15 protein-coding genes are annotated in these 19,691 nt (G+C 37.8%); 9 read left to right on the forward strand and 6 right to left on the reverse strand.

The features are described 5' to 3' along the window. Positions 1–64 precede the first annotated feature (64 nt). The 3 genes from GQR39_RS13810 to GQR39_RS13820 all read right to left on the reverse strand — a co-directional run bounded on the left by GQR39_RS13810 (position 65) and on the right by GQR39_RS13820 (position 4,277). Positions 65–2,200 (reverse strand): TonB-dependent receptor, encoded by a 2,136-nt coding sequence (locus GQR39_RS13810; protein WP_165735882.1) that lies wholly within the window; start codon positions 2,198–2,200, stop codon positions 65–67. A gap of 73 nt (positions 2,201–2,273) precedes the next feature. Continuing rightward, a complete protein-coding gene (locus GQR39_RS13815) occupies positions 2,274–3,344 on the reverse strand; it encodes a PepSY-associated TM helix domain-containing protein (protein WP_165735883.1) in 1,071 nt (356 codons plus the stop codon). Positions 3,345–3,401: 57 nt separating this feature from the next. Beyond that, positions 3,402–4,277, reverse strand: coding sequence for a cation diffusion facilitator family transporter (locus GQR39_RS13820; RefSeq protein ID WP_024600553.1), 876 nt, complete (start codon positions 4,275–4,277; stop codon positions 3,402–3,404). Between the two features lie 257 nt (positions 4,278–4,534). Here GQR39_RS13820 and GQR39_RS13825 point away from each other — a divergent pair, with 257 nt between their 5' ends. From GQR39_RS13825 to GQR39_RS13860, 8 genes are all read left to right on the forward strand, one after another. Further along, a complete protein-coding gene (locus GQR39_RS13825; protein WP_165735884.1) occupies positions 4,535–9,298 on the forward strand; it encodes a PAS domain-containing protein in 4,764 nt (1,587 codons plus the stop codon). Positions 9,299–9,310: 12 nt separating this feature from the next. Next, a complete protein-coding gene (locus tag GQR39_RS13830) occupies positions 9,311–9,793 on the forward strand; it encodes a GNAT family N-acetyltransferase (protein WP_024608844.1) in 483 nt (160 codons plus the stop codon). Positions 9,794–9,872: 79 nt separating this feature from the next. Beyond that, positions 9,873–10,379, forward strand: a complete 507-nt coding sequence (locus tag GQR39_RS13835) for a hypothetical protein (protein WP_165735885.1) — start codon at positions 9,873–9,875, stop codon at positions 10,377–10,379. 16 nt (positions 10,380–10,395) lie between these two features. Continuing rightward, the gene (locus tag GQR39_RS13840) at positions 10,396–11,007 is read left to right on the forward strand and encodes a superoxide dismutase (RefSeq protein ID WP_165735886.1); all 612 of its coding nucleotides are present in this window, start codon (positions 10,396–10,398) and stop codon (positions 11,005–11,007) included. A gap of 74 nt (positions 11,008–11,081) precedes the next feature. Continuing rightward, on the forward strand, positions 11,082–12,434 hold the full coding sequence (locus GQR39_RS13845; RefSeq protein WP_165735887.1) for an AlkA N-terminal domain-containing protein: 1,353 nt from the start codon (positions 11,082–11,084) through the stop codon (positions 12,432–12,434). After that, positions 12,434–12,904: a methylated-DNA--[protein]-cysteine S-methyltransferase gene (locus GQR39_RS13850; protein WP_165735888.1), complete on the forward strand. Its 471-nt coding sequence runs from the start codon at positions 12,434–12,436 to the stop codon at positions 12,902–12,904. The genes GQR39_RS13845 and GQR39_RS13850 overlap by 1 nt, the downstream gene beginning before the upstream one ends. 75 nt (positions 12,905–12,979) lie before the next feature. Then, entirely contained in the window at positions 12,980–13,771 is a 792-nt protein-coding gene (locus GQR39_RS13855; protein ID WP_165735889.1) for an amino acid ABC transporter substrate-binding protein, read from the forward strand. A gap of 349 nt (positions 13,772–14,120) precedes the next feature. Next, positions 14,121–14,714, forward strand: a complete 594-nt coding sequence (locus tag GQR39_RS13860; protein WP_007582344.1) for a thymidine kinase — start codon at positions 14,121–14,123, stop codon at positions 14,712–14,714. Here GQR39_RS13860 and ltaE read toward each other — a convergent pair. After that, on the reverse strand, positions 14,688–15,692 hold the full coding sequence (gene ltaE / locus GQR39_RS13865; protein ID WP_165735890.1) for a low-specificity L-threonine aldolase: 1,005 nt from the start codon (positions 15,690–15,692) through the stop codon (positions 14,688–14,690). The genes GQR39_RS13860 and ltaE overlap by 27 nt on opposite strands. Before the next feature lie 40 nt (positions 15,693–15,732). After that, positions 15,733–16,665: a 23S rRNA (adenine(1618)-N(6))-methyltransferase RlmF gene (gene rlmF, locus GQR39_RS13870; RefSeq protein WP_165735891.1), complete on the reverse strand. Its 933-nt coding sequence runs from the start codon at positions 16,663–16,665 to the stop codon at positions 15,733–15,735. Positions 16,666–16,793: 128 nt separating this feature from the next. Here rlmF and GQR39_RS13875 point away from each other — a divergent pair, with 128 nt between their 5' ends. Next, the gene (locus GQR39_RS13875) at positions 16,794–17,696 is read left to right on the forward strand and encodes an alpha/beta fold hydrolase (RefSeq protein WP_165735892.1); all 903 of its coding nucleotides are present in this window, start codon (positions 16,794–16,796) and stop codon (positions 17,694–17,696) included. Between the two features lie 362 nt (positions 17,697–18,058). Here the strand turns inward: GQR39_RS13875 and GQR39_RS13880 are convergent, their stop codons facing one another. Beyond that, positions 18,059–19,492 (reverse strand): sulfotransferase, encoded by a 1,434-nt coding sequence (locus tag GQR39_RS13880; protein WP_165735893.1) that lies wholly within the window; start codon positions 19,490–19,492, stop codon positions 18,059–18,061. Between the last annotated feature and the right edge of the window lie 199 nt (positions 19,493–19,691).

A 19,691-nucleotide genomic window follows, 5' to 3' on the forward strand; every position in this document is an offset into this window, starting at 1 on the left:
GAGACCATTACATCAGGTTAAGCATATAGGCATGCAGGGCATGCCTATAGTGTGTGTTTATTTGTTAAAATTGGTATGTAGCACCCAATGTTGCAGTTGTGCCTAATCCTTTAATGTTGTACCCACCGTAAGTATATGCTTGTGCGCGGGCTGGGTAGTAATCACTATTGAAAAGGTTTTCTATTCCAAAATAGCCACTCCACTTGGCGTTAACATTGTATTGGCCACTTAAGTTAAATGTGTTGTAGCTACTAACAGGGCCCTGATCGCCGGAGTATTGGCCTTGTGCGTTTTTATCAAAGCGCTTTCTGTCGCCTACGTATAAAAAGCTCATTGCAAGTGATAGTTCGTCATTTGTTTGCCATGTTACATTAGCTGTTGCTTTAGGTGGGCTAATTTGGCTTGCGCCTAAATAGTCATCTGTCTCGGTGTTTTTACCTTCAACATAGCTGTAAGTAGTACTTAATTTAAGGTCTTGGGTAATAGTGTAGTTAACTAGTCCTTCGTAACCCCATATTTCTTGTGGTGCACGCACGGGTTCGTAAACACCTGTTACTTCATTATATTCACTACTTGTACCAAGCTCTGAGGTACTTCTGTAAAGTGCAAATTCAAAACGCACGTTTTCAAACTGTGAGGTAAAACCAACTTCGTAATTATCGATTATTGAAGCTTGGGTTTGAATAAGCGCAATATCTTCAACGGTCGCAGAGCGAAGTAGGCGACCAATATCAGAAATGTCAGAGCCCTGTGAGTAACTAAAAAATGGACTAAACGCCTCTGTTAAATTGTATTTTATACCAGCGTTATAGGTTGTCGCGTCGTAATTAATACTGTCGCCACGCACACTCAATGGCACTGAGCATTGTGATTCGGTTCTGCACAGCTTTAATGTTTGATAATCACTTACGCTCAAATCGATGCTTTCGTTTCTTACGCCTGCTTTTAGGATAATATCATCGTTTATTACCCATTTTGTTTGTAAAAAGCCGGCAATACTTTCCATGTCCATTTCTGGCACCCACACTCGGCCATCTACTAAAGGTTGCGATGTTTTATCGTTTAAGGCATCAATGCCGTAGATTAGGGTGGCTGTTACATTTTCAAAATCAAACTGGCTATTAAACGTGGCTCGTGCACCTTGTTTATCTGATTTAATAACCGATTGACCACCGCTGTAACCTTCATCAAGATTGGCTAAAGCGGTTGAGAAAAAGAACACGTTTTCTATATTTTGTTTATATAGATCGAGGGTCATTTGTGTGTTTTCAAACAGCGCGTAATCAACATATTTTAGGGTTATATTCTCGTTGCCTTCAGGGCCTTGCGGTTTACCTTGTTTTTGAAGCTCTAAAGGGACGTGTATAGCGTATGTTTTTTCCCCTATATTGCCATCGCCAGTCACATCGCCTAAGTCTGTTTTTTGTTGTGAGCTGTAAAAGTTGTAGCTAAACTGAAGTTGTTTTTCGTCGTCAAAATCGTAACTTAACTTTGTAAAGTAGTTTTGAGTTTCAGAATCAGATAAACCATATTGCAAGCCTAAAATATCGCCCTGTGCATCGCGTTGTACGCCGTTTTCTTCATAGCTTGCTGTTAGTAGATAGCTTAATTTATCAAGTTTACCGTTTACTGCTGCTGATATTCTACCGCCGCCACTTTCTGCTAACTTAACAGTGCTAAAGCGACTTGAAATACTTATTTCGCCTTCCGGTTTACCATCACTACGCGCTTGTTTTGTTATGTAGTTAATAATGCCACCTGAGGCACCATTACCATAAATAGAGGTTGCTCCTTTTATGACTTCAATGCGCGCTATTGCGCTTGCGTCTAACGTTTTTACACCTAATGAACCATTACGAAGAGGGGTTGATTGCGGTACGCCATCAATCATTATTAATGGCGCGCGACCACGCAGTGTTTGTCCTGAATTACTTGAGCTGCCAGTGTTAGGTGCAAGGCCTGGAACCATTTGCGCGAGTAAACTCCCCAGCTCTGAGCTTACTTTTAAATGCTGCTGTATTTGTTGCTGATTAATAACGGTAATTGAGGCTGGTACTTCGTCAATGCTTTCTGATATTCGGCTGCCAGATACAATCACATGCTCTAACTGATCAGAAGTGTATTCATTTTTATTATTTTCATTTGCTAACGTGTTAGTACTTATTGCAACAGCAATAAGGCAAAGCGAAGTTTTTAACATGGGAGGGTCTTAGTTGATAATAAGTTGCGTAATGGTAATTATTATCAACTAATGACGCAAGTGTTAATGAGATTTATTTCCATTTGTGGCGTTTTAACCAAAAATACACACCGCTTACAATAAAAAATGCGAGTGATAGAGCGATTAATAACCATAAAAACTGCACTATAGGACCTGCAAAATCACCAATGTGAAATTTATACTTAAAGTTCCATGCTTGTGTTGTGAAGTTGGTTTTACTTGCGTCAAATGAGTTTAATACTTTACTAGTAAATGGGTTAGTCCAAACCCAGCTGTAAGCATGACTTTCGCCAGGGTTTTGCATTCTCAGTGCAATTGCTTCGTCCGCTTTTTTAGGCAAGTAAATTCTATATGTTTTGCCATCAGGGAATACGCTCTCGGCATTTTTTATTGCTTCGTTATAATTTAAAACAGCTTGAGAAAGAGGGATTATTTTTGGCGCTTTAGGTCTTTGCTCTACTTTGTTAAACGTTACAAATTCTAATACAGATTGAGTTTGTGTTTTCCAGTTAAATGCCATGCCAGTAAAGGCAATAAGCATAAGGGGTATAAAAAAGTAAACACCAAGCACTGTATGTAATTGATACATGAGCACTCTAAATTTGGCTTTTGGTTTTATAGCTAAACGTTTAACTCTATTTTTTGGTTTTACCCATAAATAAAAGCCCAGTAATACATTTATTAAAAGTAGCAATGCACATACCGACATCCAATTTCGAAAGGTTTTTTCACCCTTACTGTTTTCAAACAACAGCCAGCGATGTAAGCCTTGGGCAAACCCATAAATAGTATCGGTTGATTCATAGACGTTTAGTACACTCCCTGAATAGGGATTAACACTAGCGTAGTGTTTATTAGCTAACCTAAACTGCCATGCGGCGTCCGGTGCTTGCTCTGGCATAAAAAAAGTAATTTTTTGCTTAGTTTGAGTTTGTACATTTTGTATAAGCTCATCGTAATGCATAAAAGTAGCTTGTGGTGTTACTTGCCATTTTGCGGGTTCTATTAAGTGCTGAATGTCTTTTGCATAAATCATAACAGCACCGGTTAAGCTCACTATTAATAAAAATAGTCCGCTAATAAGGGCAAGGCCTAAATGAATCCTACGTAACCAAATTTTCAAAAACGGTATCTCATTATGAGTTAATAGTAATATTGTAAATGATAATACGAGCTGTTTTCAATTAAATAGTTGTGTATTTGGTTGGATTTCTATTATGCAATTTTCGATATTATAATTATCGTGTAAGAATATTTTTATGGCTTGCAAATTAATTGCTTGCTGAGTGCTAATAATAAGCTCGCAGTAGCTTTCTTTATCGTCTAATTGCCAAAGCTTAATACTGGTTACCGATTCGATATTAAATTTACTACTAATAGCATCCGATATTGCGTGTGTGTCGATGTTGTCAGGCGCTGCTTGCATTAAAACTTTGCAGCTTTGTTTTAAAAGTAAAATGCCATGATAAATTACATACATAGAAATAAGTACAGTGGCGATTAAATCAACAATATACCATTGATATAAAATAATTAAGGTGCCAGCAATGATGACCACAATAGATGCCATTGCATCTGATACGTTATGAATGAAGGCTGCTTTTATATTTATACTGTGATTTGCACCAGCTCGATAGGTTAAATACGCTGTTGCTAAATCAATCACTAACGCTATTGCGGCCACCCACACAACTATCCAACCATTAATTGGTTGAGGGTTTAAATAACTCGAAATTGATTCAAAAATTAAATACACACCAATTATTATTAGTGTACTGCTATTAAAAAGAGTGGCGAGTATTTCAGCGCGTTTATAGCCAAAGTGATGTGTGTCATCAGCTGGTTTATTACCGATTTTTCGTGCAATCAAGGCTATAAATATAGCGGCGGCATCACTTAAGTTGTGAAGTGCATCTGCTATAAGTGACAAACTGCCCGAAAATAACCCACCAATAACTTGGGCTATGGTTAGTAATACATTAATAAAAACTGCAACGGTGAGCTGCTTATTACTTTGGTTTTCGTCTACATGACTATGTGAATGATCGTGCGCCATTGCCATAATCCCTTCAAATACATTGACTGAATATTGCTTATATCATGGGTGGTTTAAAACAGCTACAGAAGTTGTCGCGTACATGAACGTAATTTTAAGTTAATGATAAAGGCGTATTTTATTAAATGCGTGAATTTAAGTTTGTCGCGCTAAATGTCGAGTTTTTAAGGAGTTTACGGCTCAAAACTTGCGTCTTTATATATTTAGTGCATTAATGTAAGTAATATTAAATGATTAAAAGCTGCTGGGTATTAAGCATGGACAAAGGTTTAAACTTTGGTGAATTAACAGGTAAAGGACAATCTGTTCGAAGTAAGTTAATTATAACCTTTATAATTATAGCTTTAGTGCCACTTTGTATACTTACGTGGTTTAGTCTTGAACACGTAAATCGCACCCTTAAACAAAATGCAGACACCGAACTTAACGAGCTTAATAATATAGGCAAGCAATTTGCTGATATTTGGTTTGCAGACCATGTTAAAGATTTATATTTGCTTAGGTCACAACTTGATATTAGCTCTGCTAAAAAACAAAAATTAATAAATCAATTTGTTGAGCAGTACGACTTCGTTAATCATGTAGAGCTTATAGATATAAACCTTGTTAACTCACGACCTTTATCACCTTTTTTTGATGTTATTAAAGAGCAGCGCTTTGACGACATACGCACAGGTATTAAAAATACAGGCAAGATTCAGTTTCAGTCAATGACTGCCTCAGGGCGCGACTATCATATTATTGGCTTGCCGGTATTAAATGATGAAAATAAGTTACAAACAATATTGATCGCAGATATAAATTTAAACGGCTTATTAAATAATTTAAGTAAAATACACGCTGCTAATAAAGACATAACATTTTATGTTATGTACAAAAATAAAATTCAAAAAAGTAATAATTCAGACGATACCCAACCACTATTTTTCTCTCAAAACGGATCACCAACACAACGTGTTTTTACTTATAGTGATAAGAATGAAGTCACTTTATATGGGTATATTAATTCATTAGAGTTTTTAAATGAATCTGGCTGGCAGCTACTCGTATCAAAACCAAAAGAAGTCGCACTACAAGGCGCCAATTATTATAAGCAGCTTGCTGTATTGACTAATACGGGGGCGTTATTGCTTATATTAACGCTGTCTTGGTGGTTTGGTCGCCGGCTTTCTCAGCCTTTAATTAACTTAGCTAAAATTGTTGAAAATATTACAAAAGGCGATTTGGTTAAAGTTCCAATAATAAACGACAGTATAGAGTTTAATCAGCTTTCATTAGGCTTACGTAAGTTAGTGGACGTAAAAGCAGAGCAACAAAGTATATTACAAAAACAACGTTCGGCACTTCAAATTGCATTAAAACAATTAGCTGAACAAAAAAGCGCATTAGATGAACATGCAATTGTTGCTGTAACCGATTTGCATGGCACTATTACTTTTGTAAATAAGAAATTTTGTGAGATTAGTGGTTTTGATGAGCATGAATTAATAGGCGAAAACCATCGCCTTTTAAATTCGGGAAAACACGAAAAAGAATTTTTTAAAAATATGTATAAAACGCTTAAACATGGCGACATATGGAACGGGCAAATATGTAACAAAGCTAAAAATGGTGATTTTTATTGGGTAGATACGACCATCGTGCCATTTTTAGATGAAAACGGTAAACCACAAAACTATATTGCTATTCGTACTGACATTTCAGCACTTAAATTACAAGAGTTGGAGCTTGAACAGCACAAAACACAGTTACAACTAGTGATTGACTCAACAGCCGTGGGTATTTGGGATTGGTATATCGATTCTAAAAAAGTGACATTTAATAATCGCTGGGCCGAGATTATAGGTTACAAACTCAGCGAGCTTGAACCATGCACTATAGATACTTGGTATACATTTGCTCACCCTGATGATTTAGCTATATCGGAGAGAAAACTTCAAGCGTATTTTGCCGGCGAGACTGACTATTATGTTAGCGAAGCCCGCATGAAGCATAAAAATGGAGATTGGATTTGGGTTCTCGATACTGCAAAAATAGTTGAGTGGAATACCGATGGCTCTCCAAAACGTATGATAGGTACGCATTTAGACATATCTGATCAAAAATCTACACAGCATGAATTGCAAGGAAGTCGAGATAGGTTTGCATCTTTAGTATCAAATATACCGGGCATTATTTATCGATGTAAATTTGATGACAAATTAAGCATGCTTTATATGAGCGACCAAGCGAGTGAAATAACAGGCTATTCGCCTGATGAGTTGATACATAGCGAAGCCATTAACTTTTTTGATTTAATATGCAAAGACGATTCTAAAAAAATAAAAGCTGAAATATTAAGCTGTGTCGGCGCCAAGCAACCATGGTCTGTTGAGTATAGAATTACAGCTCGCGATGGTTCCTTGCATTGGGTAAACGAAAAAGGCCAAGCGATTTACGCAGATGATGGCAACATATTGTATTTAGATGGGTTTATTTTAGATATTACGGATCGTTACAACACTCAATTAGAAATAAATCGTCAGCAAAATTTACTCGAATCAATGAGTAAGCAAGGTCAGATTGGCGCATGGGAAATTGACTTAGAGGCGCATACGCTTTATTGGTCTGATGAAGTTAAAGTTATTCATGAGGTACCAGAGGGTTATGAGCCTAGCATAGATACCGCAATTGATTTTTATAAACCAGGAATACACCGAGACACTATAAGTACCTTGTTTGAATGCGCTGTGACTTTGGGTGAAAGTTGGAGTGTTGAGCTTATTATTTTAACTTATTCGGGGCAGGAGCGTTGGGTTAAATCAATGGGTCAAGCAGAGCTTAGAGATGGAAAATGCGTACGTGTTTTTGGCTCGTTTCAAAGTATTGATGCGCATAAGCGACTTGAACTCGAAAGCGAAAAAACAAACAGGTATAACAAAAATTTAGCCGCACTTACTGTTGCCCCTGAAGTACAAAACAGTAATGTAGAACAAGTTAAAAAGTTAGCAGTTAAATCTATGTGTGAAGTGCTAGATATTGCTCGCGCTTCGGTATGGATTTTTAACGATAAACGGGATGTGATGACATGTCATAGTTTATACATTAAAGGGCAAGGTTTTGTAGATACAAATGCTGTTTTAACTGCTAAAGACTACCCTGCATATTACAACGCCATTTATAAGCAAAACTTAGTAGCTATTGATGATGTTTATACGCACCCAGCAACTGCTGATTTTATAGAAGCGTATGCAAAACCACTAAATATTAAATCGATGCTTGATGCAGTGATAGCAACTGGCGATGGTAATTTAGGTATTTTGTGTGCTGAAACGGTAGACGAGCACCACAATTGGACGCAAAGCGAAGAAACGTATCTTCGATCATTAGCTACTTTAGTGGGAAGTACTTTAATTTCTCAGCAGCGCAAAGTAATTAGTGAGGAGTTAAAAGTAGCGCTTGTTAAAGCTGAAGATGCAGCGCTTGCTAAGAGTCAATTCTTAGCAACTATGAGCCACGAAATAAGAACGCCAATGAATGGTGTGCTCGGTATGCTAGAGCTTGTTCAATTAGAATCATTACCTAAGCCAATAGAGACAAAAGTAGACATTGCCAAAACAAGCGCACATTCTCTATTAGCCGTGATTAACGATATTTTAGATTTTTCTAAAGCCGAGGCTGGTAAAATCGAACTTGAAGAAATTAACTTTAATGGACGAGATTTAATTGGCGAAGTTGCTGCCGCGCAAGCATTTACAGCTCAAGACAAAGGCATTGAAATAATTTTAGATTTGTTAGCCTTGGAGCCTTCGCAATTATGTGGTGACCCCGGGCGAATTCGCCAAGTGCTTACTAATTTACTGAGTAACGCCGTTAAGTTTACGGCTAAAGGCGAGGTTGTGGTAAGTGCGAAAATTAATAAAGTGGTTCAAGGTTTAGAATTTGTTGTAAGTGTAAAAGACTCAGGCATAGGAATAAGTCAAGACAAACAACAGCAATTATTTACTCCGTTTTCTCAAGTAGATGCATCAACAACGCGTGAGTACGGGGGCAGTGGCTTAGGGCTTGCCATCTGTAAACAACTTTGCGAGTTAATGGGAGGAGCTATTTCTGTCACTAGCGAAGCAGGTAAAGGAAGCACCTTTACTGCCTCTATAATGCTAACACCGGGAGATCAAAAAGAGCGTTATATTCCTAATATTAATATGGAAGAATTAACTGTTTTAGTTGTTGATGATAACGAAACAAATAGAATAGTAATTTTACAGCAGCTTGAACACTGGGGCGCGAAAGTTGTTCTGGCTTGTGACGCACACCAAGCACTTGATATGTGTGCGCAGCAATATAAAAGCGAAAATTGCATGTATGATATTGCAGTGCTTGATATGCAAATGCCAGGAATGGATGGCATAGAGCTTTGTAAAGCATTAAAAGCACATGAACATTATAAATCAATGCCACTTGTAATGATGACTAGTATTGCTGGTATGGAAGGCGCTCAGCGCTATTCGGATGCTGGTTTTCAGGCATATTTCCCTAAACCAGTAACCACCGCCGATTTAATTTCTGCACTGTCTGTTATTACGAGTAATGGAGCAGGAGAAGTGCTTCCACTCGTTACGTCAGGTTATATTTCGTCACTCAAAAAAGAAAAGGTACAGGAGTCTTCCCAAATATTATTGGTAGAAGATAATCCCATTAACCAACAGGTGGCTAAATTAATGCTCAAAAAGCTTAATTGTGATGTTACGATTGCCGGGAATGGTCAACTGGCAATTGATATATTAAAAGCTCACGATTCAGGGTTCTTTGAGCTAGTACTTATGGATTGCCAAATGCCTGTTATGGATGGTTTTGCTTCAACCGCGGCTATTCGCAAAGGATTAGCGGGTGAACAACACAAAAATATTAGAATTATTGCTATCACCGCCAATGCAATGGACTCCGATAAAGAGCGTTGTATTACAGCTGGAATGGATGATTACTTGAGTAAACCTATTCAATTAGATATTTTAAAAGATAAATTAGAGCAGTATATTTAAGGTAAAAATACAATGAGCCAACCCGTTATAATACGTGATGCAAAACCAAGTGACGCAAAAACAATTTTGCACTTTATTACCGAACTTGCCATATATGAAAAAGAACCTGATGCAGTAAAAACAGACGAGCAGGCAATATTAGATACTCTGTTTAGTGAAGGTGCAACTGCGCACAGCATAATTTGTTTAGAAGGTGATGAGCCAATTGGTTTTGCGGTATATTTTTATAATTACTCTACCTGGTTAGGTAAAAATGGCCTATACCTTGAAGATTTATACGTAAGCCCAGATAGCCGTGGCAATGGCGCAGGTAAAGCCATTATGAAACACTTAGCTAATAAGGCCATTAGTAATGACTGTGGTCGTTTTGAATGGGTAGTGCTTGATTGGAATAAACCCGCTATCGATTTTTACAATAGCATTGGTGCAAAGCCACAAAACGAATGGATTATATATCGCTTAACAGGGCAGGAATTATTAGACTTCGCTAAATAGTTAATGAAAATCATTTGCATTTAGTTTTGTGGGTGTGTAAGTTAAATACACACTCATAAATAAACGTGCAGATGATTATATGATCTCAAGTCAAAAACAACCCCACTCAGATTTACTTTATCTTGATCAAGCATTAAGCCCTTGGCAGTCGAATATAATGCAAGGTAATTATGCATTTGAACAAGGTGCACTTCTCGAAGCCCGCGATAAATACTTATTAGCTAAAACACTTGCAGATCATCTTCTTCAGCAATTTTTATATGCTCAGATTAATAACACTGTCATTCATGCTATTGAGCACTGTATACCCGCACTTGTTGTTGCGTCACATAATTTAGCTGATACCTATATAGCTATGCAACAGCCTGAAAATGCATGCAAATGGCTATGCGAAGTACATTTAACACTCTCTTCATTAATTAAGCATACTCATTACGATATACAAAAAGTGAGTAAGCACCATTACATTAAAACTTCCTCTGAACTTGTATCATTTGCAAGACGCTATCATTTTTTACCTGAGCTAATAGAGCAAGTGAATTTTTACTTATGCTCTAAAGACTCAACAAACAGCCTGCTACATTAAAATAAAGGAGTAATTTATGGCGTTTACATTGCCAGCACTTGATTATGAATATGATGCGCTTGAGCCTCATTTAGACAGCAAAACGATGCATATTCACCACACATTGCATCATCAAACGTATATCAATAAAGCCAATGCTGCTTTAGCAGATACCGTATATGAAAACGTAAATGCTGAAAAATTACTTAAGGGAATAAACAGCCTGCCTAGTAATTTGCAAAAAGCAGTACAAGAGCATGTAGGAGGGCATTTTAATCACAGCTTATTTTGGCAAGTAATGAGTCCACAAGGAGGAGGTGAACCTGAAGGTATTGTGGCTCAGGTTATTAATGAGCAACTAGGCAGTTTTGATAAATTTAAAGACCAATTTACAGCCGCAGCAATTAGCCAATTTGGTAGTGGTTGGGCGTGGTTATCTGTAACGCCGGATGAAAAGTTGATTGTAGAAAATAGCGCTAATCAAGATAGTCCTTTAATGCAGGGAAATATCCCTATTTTGGGACTTGATGTATGGGAACATGCTTATTACTTGAAGTATCAAAACAAACGCCCTGAATATATTGCTGCATTTTATAATGTAATTAATTGGCAAGAAGTACAAAGGCGTTATTTATTGGCTATTGGTTGAATGCCGAATATGGCTAGTAATGTGAGTTTTTTTGTATAAGCTAGGCTCTATAAGGTTATTTTACAGAGTCGCTTATGGACATTTTACATTGGCAAAAAGCACGTCAGAGCCGCGATCCTCGTTTTGACGGGCTTTTTTACGTAGCGGTAAAAAGTACCGGTATTTATTGCAGACCTATTTGCCCTGCGCCAACGGCTCACGAAAAAAACGTTGCTTATTATCAGTTTGCCCATAATGCGGCGCAAGATGGTTTTAGACCCTGTATTCGTTGCAGGCCCGATAGTGCCCCTGGCAGCGCAGCATGGCAGGGTACAAAAACGACTGCACTTAGAGCAAAACAGTTAATAGATCAAAATGACGAGCACGACTGCGAAAAATTAGCAGCTCGTTTAGGTGTAAGTAGTCGTTATTTAAGACAGTTGTTTAAGCAGTATTTTGGCGTGTCGATTACGCAATATCGATTATTTAACCAATGTCACTTTGCTAAAAAGCTGATTCAAGAAACACATTTACCCCTTACCGAAATAGCGTTTTCCGCAGGTTTTAAAAGCATTAGGCGCTTTAATGATGCATTTTTACAGCAGTTAAATATAGCTCCCTCGAAGCTGCGCAGTGGCGATAAAAAACCAACGTCAACACTCACTTTAACCCTGCCATTTAGGCCGCCTTATAATTGGCCTGCTTTGCAGGGCTTTTTACAAAGGCGCTTGATAAAACCAATGGAGTGGATAACACAAACGAGCTACGGACGTACTTTTGCAAGTGAGGAATACAAAGGAAGTTTTACCGCTGAATTTATAGCGAGTAAAAACCACTTTAGTGTATCTATCAATATAGACAATACGGTGTACTTACAACCTGTTATAAATAATATACGCCGTGTGCTTGATTTAGATGCCGATATTAATTTAATTCAAACGCATTTAAGCGCCAATATAAACAATGCGTTTACAGTGTGTGAAGGGCTCAGGCTTCCAGGGATTTGGTCAAGTTTTGAAGCCGGTATAAGGGCGGTACTCGGACAACAAGTGAGTGTTACTGCGGCGCATAATTTAGTAACAAAGTTAGTTGATGAATTAGGCGAAAAAGAGGGCGATCCCGTTTATTTTCCTACAGCTAAAATTGTTGCTAATAGTGATTTTGCATTTTTTAAAATGCCACAAGCACGCAAAAATGCGCTACACAACTTAGCCCAGTTTTGTGCACTAAATCCTGAAAATGACGATTTAGACGAATGGCTTAATTTAAAGGGAATTGGTCCTTGGACGGTAAATTATGCAAAGTTGCGAGGGCAAAGCCAGCCCGATATATTACTTGATGGCGACTTAGGTGTTAAAAAAGCTCAAGCGGCGGCAAACCCTTTCGTACCTGCTAACAGCGCTCCTTTTCGCTCTTACTTAACTTTTCAACTTTGGCAGCAATTATAATGATCATTCAAACATCAATTTCGAGCCCTATAGACGACATAATTATTCAAGCGACCGAGAAAGGCGTGAGTTACGTTGGGTTTTATCCACCAGTTGAACACCCTCATACGCCATTTGAGCAAGTTACTAACAAGGCGGTGCTTATTTGCGCTGCGCAGTTAAACGAGTACTTTGCAAAAAGTCGCACTACTTTTGATGTACCACTTGATACAAGCGGTACGGTATTTCAGCACAGTGTATGGCAAGCATTATTAACGGTACCTTTTGGGCAGTCGCAAACATACGGTTATATTGCAAGCCAACTCAATAACCCAAAAGCAGTGAGGGCGGTAGGTGCTGCTAATGGTAAAAACCCGATTAGTATTATAGTGCCTTGTCACCGAATTATTGGCGCAAATGCAAAGTTAACGGGTTATGCAGGTGGGCTTGATAGAAAACTATGGTTGCTGAAACACGAAGGATTAATGTAAATTAATTTAACGAATATTTTGTATGTTTAGTACTACATACTACACTGTAGATTTAGTTTATAAATAAAAATCACTATGAAAATTAGAACGTTACTTTATATTTTTGTTTTGAAGTGTATTGTGTTTTGCGATGGCGTTACGGCCAAAGAATTACTTTTTTGTTATGAAGATAAAAACGCAGCACCACTATTTTTAGGTGTTGATAAGGCTATACCTATTGATCAACCTGAGGCCTCAGTGGAGGTTTTAAGCTTATTAGATAAAGCGATTGATGGTGTTGAGATTAAATTTGTTCGAAAGCCATGGCGTAGATGCTTAAACGATTTAGAATTTAATCGAGTGAATGCTGTTATTGCAAGTTACCGCACAGGACGAGAAAATGTTGCTGTTTACCCTGTTGATGAACAAGGTAAGTTACAAGAAGAGTATGCAGTAAGTGAATTTGGTAGCTGCCTTATAGGGCGTTATAAATTTCATAAAGAATGGGAGACTCGCGAAGTATTTCAAAATAAAGCATTTACGATAGCTATTCCTAATGGCTATGGGCTAAATAGCGCGTTAAAAGAAGAACCATTTTTTATTCATAATACGTTCTCTAAAAGCAAAGCTTTTGAGTTGCTAGATAAGGGCGTGGTGCAGGCGAGTGTCGATCTATGCCAAGTAGATGGCTTAAAAGTGTCGAGTTACCCTTATAAAAGTAAAAATGTTAAACCTATTTACCCACCGTACGAAACCAGCCATGGTTACCTTATTTTTTCAAAAAAATTCTACGAAGAAAATAGCACTCTAAGCTTGGAAATGTGGCAATGGTTATCAAAATTTGAAAGTGCACCTGTGTATATTAAATACTTACAAACACTTAAATAAAAGGGCCTGTTTATCTTTCGAGGTTAAATTTGCAGCAGCGTGTTTGGTTTTTAGGCTAGGCGGAGCCTATGTAGTGTGGTTAGTCCCCATAAATAAACGATAACGCATTATAAATGCCAAACACGGGCTGCCCCTGGGTTTGTCCTAGTAGGGATTTACTCTTTGTTGCTCGGTTTTTATTTAGCTCACTAGGTTACAAATCTCGCGCCGCGATTAAATCCCCCCTAGATAGAACAAATTACAATCCTGAAAGGTCACAGGCCCTGACAAAATAAAATTCGCGTTTGTAAATTGGTATTAATTTAATATTAAGGTAGCATAAGCGCACTTTTTATAAAATGGCACCGCAATGGCTCAATTATACTTTTACTACTCTGCAATGAACGCAGGTAAATCAACCACGTTATTACAATCTGCATTTAACTATAAAGAACGTGGCATGGAACCTGTCATCCTTACTGCGGCCATTGATGATAGACAAGGCGTGGGTAAAGTATCGTCTCGTATTGGCTTGCAAGCTGATGCGCATGTATTTGATGCTAGCAAAGATGTTTTTGATCTTATTCAATCACTCAACAATGATAAAAAGCGCCATTGTGTATTAGTTGACGAGTGTCAATTTTTATCAAAAGAACAAGTAATGCAATTAACCGATGTGGTTGATGAGCTTGGTATACCGGTATTGTGTTATGGCCTGCGTAATGACTTTAGAGGCGAGCTATTTATAGGGTCGCAATACTTACTTGCGTGGGCTGATAAGTTAGTTGAGCTTAAAACTGTATGCCACTGCGGGCGTAAAGCTAACCATGTACTTCGTACCGATGAAAATGGTGAAGCAATAGCCGATGGTAACCAAGTAGAAATTGGCGGCAATGACCGATATGTTTCGGTATGCCGCAAACATTATAAAGCCGCGTTAAATATGGGCCGACAAAGCATTTAAAAATGTATCAATATCTTCGCGCGTAATATCTAAATGCGTTACTAGCCTAAGCTGCTTGCTTGGGCTAAATAATATACCTTGTTGTTTAAGTGCCTCAGCAATCTCTTCAATATTTATACTGTTAGTGTATGTTGCGTAGACCATATTAGTGGTGTTACTCATATCGACAGTAAAGCCACTGATTTCACTTAATTGTTGAGCCAAATAACGTGCATTTGCATGATCGTCTTTTAAGCGCTCTATATTGTGCTCAAGTGCAAACTGCCCAGCGGCTGCAAGCATTCCGGCTTGGCGCATACCGCCACCAAGTACTTTTCTCCATCGTCTTGCTTTATTAATAAGTGCTGGTGAGCCTATTAATAAAGAGCCTACGGGCGCTCCCAAGCCTTTAGATAAACAAATAGAAACTGAATCAAAGTGTTTTGTAATTTCAGTGATATCAACATTTAGCTCAACTGCGGCATTAAATGCTCGTGCGCCGTCTAAGTGCAGCGCTAGATTATGTGTGTTAACAAAGTCACGAGCTTGGGCTAAGTACTCAAGAGGCAGCACCTTTCCGCCAATGGTATTTTCTAAACTAAGCAATCGCGTTTTTGCAAAATGGCAATCGTCTGGTTTTATAGCCGCCGATATTTTACTAAAAGGCATACTGCCATCAGCATCGTTTTCGATAGGCTGTGGTTGCACAGACCCTAAAACAGCTGCACCGCCGCCCTCAAACTTATAGTTATGCGCATTTTGGCCACAAATGTATTCGTCACCTCGCTCACAATGCGCCATTATTGCAAGTAAGTTGGCTTGTGTACCTGAGCTACAATAAAGTGCGGCTTCAAAGTTAAAACGCTTACACGCATAAGCTTCTAGTTGGTTAACGCTTTCATCATCACCATATACATCATCACCAACCGGTGCGCTGTACATAATATCGCGCATTTCTTTTGTTGGTTTTGTAACTGTATCAGAGCGAAAATCTATCATGATTGCCTTATCCTTTTTATTGTTTTTAATAAAATTAGTATTAATCAAGCTCGCTACAAATTTGCTCGCGGGTTTCTTTATCAAAGTAGCTCCATGCAATAAAGCGGCTAATTTTTTGACCTTGTGCCATATCAACTATTTTATATTGTGCTATCGGGTGGGCTTTTAATACTTCTTCAAGGGCTGCAATATTATCTTTTTTGGATACTAACGACGTAAACCACAGTACTTGCTCTGCAAAGTCTTCGCTTTCTTTAATCATATTAGAGATAAACTGTACTTCACCGCCTTCGCACCATAATTCATTATTATGGCCACCAAAGTTAAGCGCGTTACTTGGTGTTTTGCCTAAGTTTTTCCATTTACGTTCACTACCTTTAGTCGCTTCTTCTTCACTGGCATGAAACGGAGGATTACAAAGTGTTAAATGGAATAAATCCTTTTGATTTATAACGCCTTTAAAAATATGTGATGCGTTTTTTTGTTGTTTTAGGGTTATTTTTAAACCATTAAACTGAGCAATTTGCTTTGCTATTTTTACTGAGGTTGCATCAATATCAGTCCCTGTAAAATGCCACTTATATTCACTTGTACCAGTAAGCGGGTAAACTAAATTAGCGCCAGTACCAATATCAAGTACTTTAATTTGCTTACCTAAAGGTATTTGTTGTTGATTATCATCACTTAATAAGTCGGCTAAGTAATGAATGTAGTCAACACGCCCAGGTATAGGTGGACATAAGTTGTGCTCGGGAATATCCCAAAAATCAATATTATAATGTGCTTTTAAAAGAGCTTGATTTAATGTTTTAACGGCTTTGTTATCACTAAAATCAATGCTTTTAGTAGCTGCAGGTGTTGTTATAACAAAGGGCAGTAGAGCAGGGTGCTCTGTTGTTAATAAATCGAAGTCGTACCCATTTTTATGTAGGTTACGAGGGTGTAATTTTGAACGTGCTTTATTTTCTTTCATGGCTTCATTTTAACAACAGATATGATGTGATGATTGTAACAAATGCTGATGAGTAAAGTGCAGACATTTCCTTTGGTATATTTAATATTGCTGGTAGGATGAGTTGAAAATAATAAAAAGGAATAACTGTGGCGATTTCTCAGCAATCAATAATTATTAATTTAGCTGATCAACAAACACTTCATTTACGCCGTATTAGCGATGAAAATCAGCAAGGGCCTGTCGTATTTTTTATGCATGGAGCTGTAGAAAACGGTAAAATTTTTTATACCCATTCAAATAAAGGACTTGCCCCTTTTTTGGCTGAGCATGGATATAGATGTTATGTGGCCGATTTACGTGGCCGAGGTGATAGTAAACCGGTTATTTCAAGTGACGCTAAGTACGGGCAAACTGAAGCCATTTTAGAAGATATTCCAGCGTTTATTAAGCAAATAGAGTTGATTGAAGGCAAGAAGCCTGACTACTGGGTTGCTCACTCTTGGGGCGGAGTATTAATGAACAGCGCGTTTGCACGTTTCCCTCAATATATTAATGATGTAAAAGCGTGTGTGTATTTTGGCTCTAAGCGTTCTTTATTTAATAATCATCCTCAAAAACTATTACAAGCCAATTTAATTTGGTATTTTATGGCGCCTTTACTTGCTAAAAAACATGGTTATTTAAATGCTAAGGGCTATAAGTGGGGAAGCGATAACGAAACTCAAAAGTCGCATTATCAAAGTATGCAATGGGCTAAAAAGAAGCCATGGATAGATTCTGATGATAATTTTGATTATGCAAAAGCGCTAAACAGCCTGCATTTACCGCCAACGCTTCATATTGCTGCGGTAAAAGACAAAGCACTAGCTCAACCAATCGATATTCAAAAATTTATGGACGAATCTGGGCCTGGCATTCAACAAATGCGAATTTACGGTCGTAAACACGGGCATAATTTTGATTACGATCATATTAATATGCTTACCCACCCAAGTGCGCGTGATGATCAATTTAAAGATTTACTTAATTGGTTTAAAGCACGTCCGTAAGGGCCTGTTGACCTTTCAGGATTAAAATTTGTTCAATCTAGGGGCGATTTAATCGCGGCGCGAAGTTTGTAACCTAGTGGGCTCGATAACTGCTCCTGCTTTATTCTACTGGCTTACATCCATGTAAGAATAAGTAAAAACCGAGCAAAGCTTCCGCGTCCTGCTCACGCCCCTTACCTACATCCATGTAGGCAACAAAGAGTTAATCGTCCCTAGAAAGAACCCGAAGGGCAGTGGATGTTTGGTCTTTATGCTGCGTTATCGCCTATTTATGGGGAACAACCACACTACATAGGCTCTGCCTTGCCTAAATACCAAACAGCCTACTGCAAATTTAACCTCGAAAGATAAACAGGCCCTAATTAATTCTCATCAAGTAACTTTAAAAGCGGTGTTTTGTAACGCTCCCACTTAGCGATTGCGGCGTTATTAATAGGTTGGCGAATAGCATGTTTACTCAACGTGGTTACCGGTGTTTTTTGTTTATAAAACGCTAAGCAGCGCTCTTCAAAATGACAGTTTAAAAAACCAAGTAACTGCGTTAGCTGCTCTTTTGGGTTACTCACTAAATCTTCGTAACTGACATCATAAATTGGCATATCTTTAAAGGAGTGCCAATGCCTCATCATTTTTTCATACAACTTATGATAAAGCTTAAACTCAGATAGTGAGCAAAAATAAGGCTCGTTTTCAGCAAAGTAATTAGTGAAGATAGAAAATGCGGTGGCATTAAAATCACGACTTAAGTTTATAAATTTAGCATTAGGAAACAGCCTATATATAAGTCCTAGCGATTGATAATTACTAGGCAGTTTATTTATTATAAAAGGTCTGATGGGCGATGCTGTTTTTAAAGTTGTGATATACAGTTCGCGGGCTTTTTTTATTAGGTCAGGCGTTAAATGCGCTAAACATTGCGGGTAAGCAACTCCCGTTTTTTGTTCAATAAAAGCAACTGCGTTATTACTAATACTTGTACTCTCTCCTAGGCTCGAAAACTGACTATGGCTTGCCAACATTTGCTCCAGGAGGGTAGAGCCACTACGAGGCATGCCAATGATAAAAACAGGCGTAATATTACCTGTAAACTTTTCATCGGCAGAGGCAATAAATTCCTCGGTGTTGTATTTTATTATTTCATCGTAAAAAGGGATTAAATCTTTAGTGTTAAATTCACTTAATTTTTTTTGTAATTTATTCGCCAATATAAAGTAATTAAATGCTTGCTCGGTATCTTCAAGTGCATCGTAACTGTTTGCTAATGCGTAGTAACACACCATTTTTAAACGTAAATTGCTCGTTTGAGTTAATAAGTGGTGTAAATTACTTACATAATTATGCTCTTTATTAAAGCGGCCTAACTGTACAAGTTCAAATAAAATATAGGCTGTTACTGGGTAGGTGCCAATACTGAGAGCTTGGGCAAACGTTGTATGGGCTTTATCTAATTCGCCATATGTTAAGTAGTGTTGGGCTAAGTAGTAGTGGGGTTCTGGGTTATGACTCGCTAACTTTTTTGCATATTCGAGAACAGTTAACGCATCGTTTGGCGAATTAACACCGTTAAACGCATCTGCTAGTGCATGTAATGGTTCAAGCATATGAGGCATTCGCTCACATGCTTTTTGGAGTAAGTATACAGCAGAGTCATAGCGTTCTAGTCGTAAGGCAATTCTGCCTAAGCCAAATAAAGCTTCACCATTTTCAGGGTTACTATTTAATAGCGTTTTAAAATGAAACTCAGCTTCTTTGAGTTTATTTTGTTGCAGTAGTTGGTTAGCTTTATTAAGTAGCATAGTTATACCAATTTTATTAAAAAAACAATCTTTCTATCGCATTAAATAGCGTACTCACTGCGTTAAAAATTATTCATATAGAGCAACTATATATCATAATTTTCGCCTTGTTATTACGCTATTTTCTGAGCGCTATAATAGAACACTTATTCAATGCAATTGGTATTGTTCATTATTATTTTTATTAACTATAAAATTA

The sequence above is a fragment of the Pseudoalteromonas sp. C8 genome (assembly GCF_011378685.1).
Taxonomy (GTDB): Bacteria; Pseudomonadota; Gammaproteobacteria; order Enterobacterales; family Alteromonadaceae; genus Pseudoalteromonas; species Pseudoalteromonas arctica.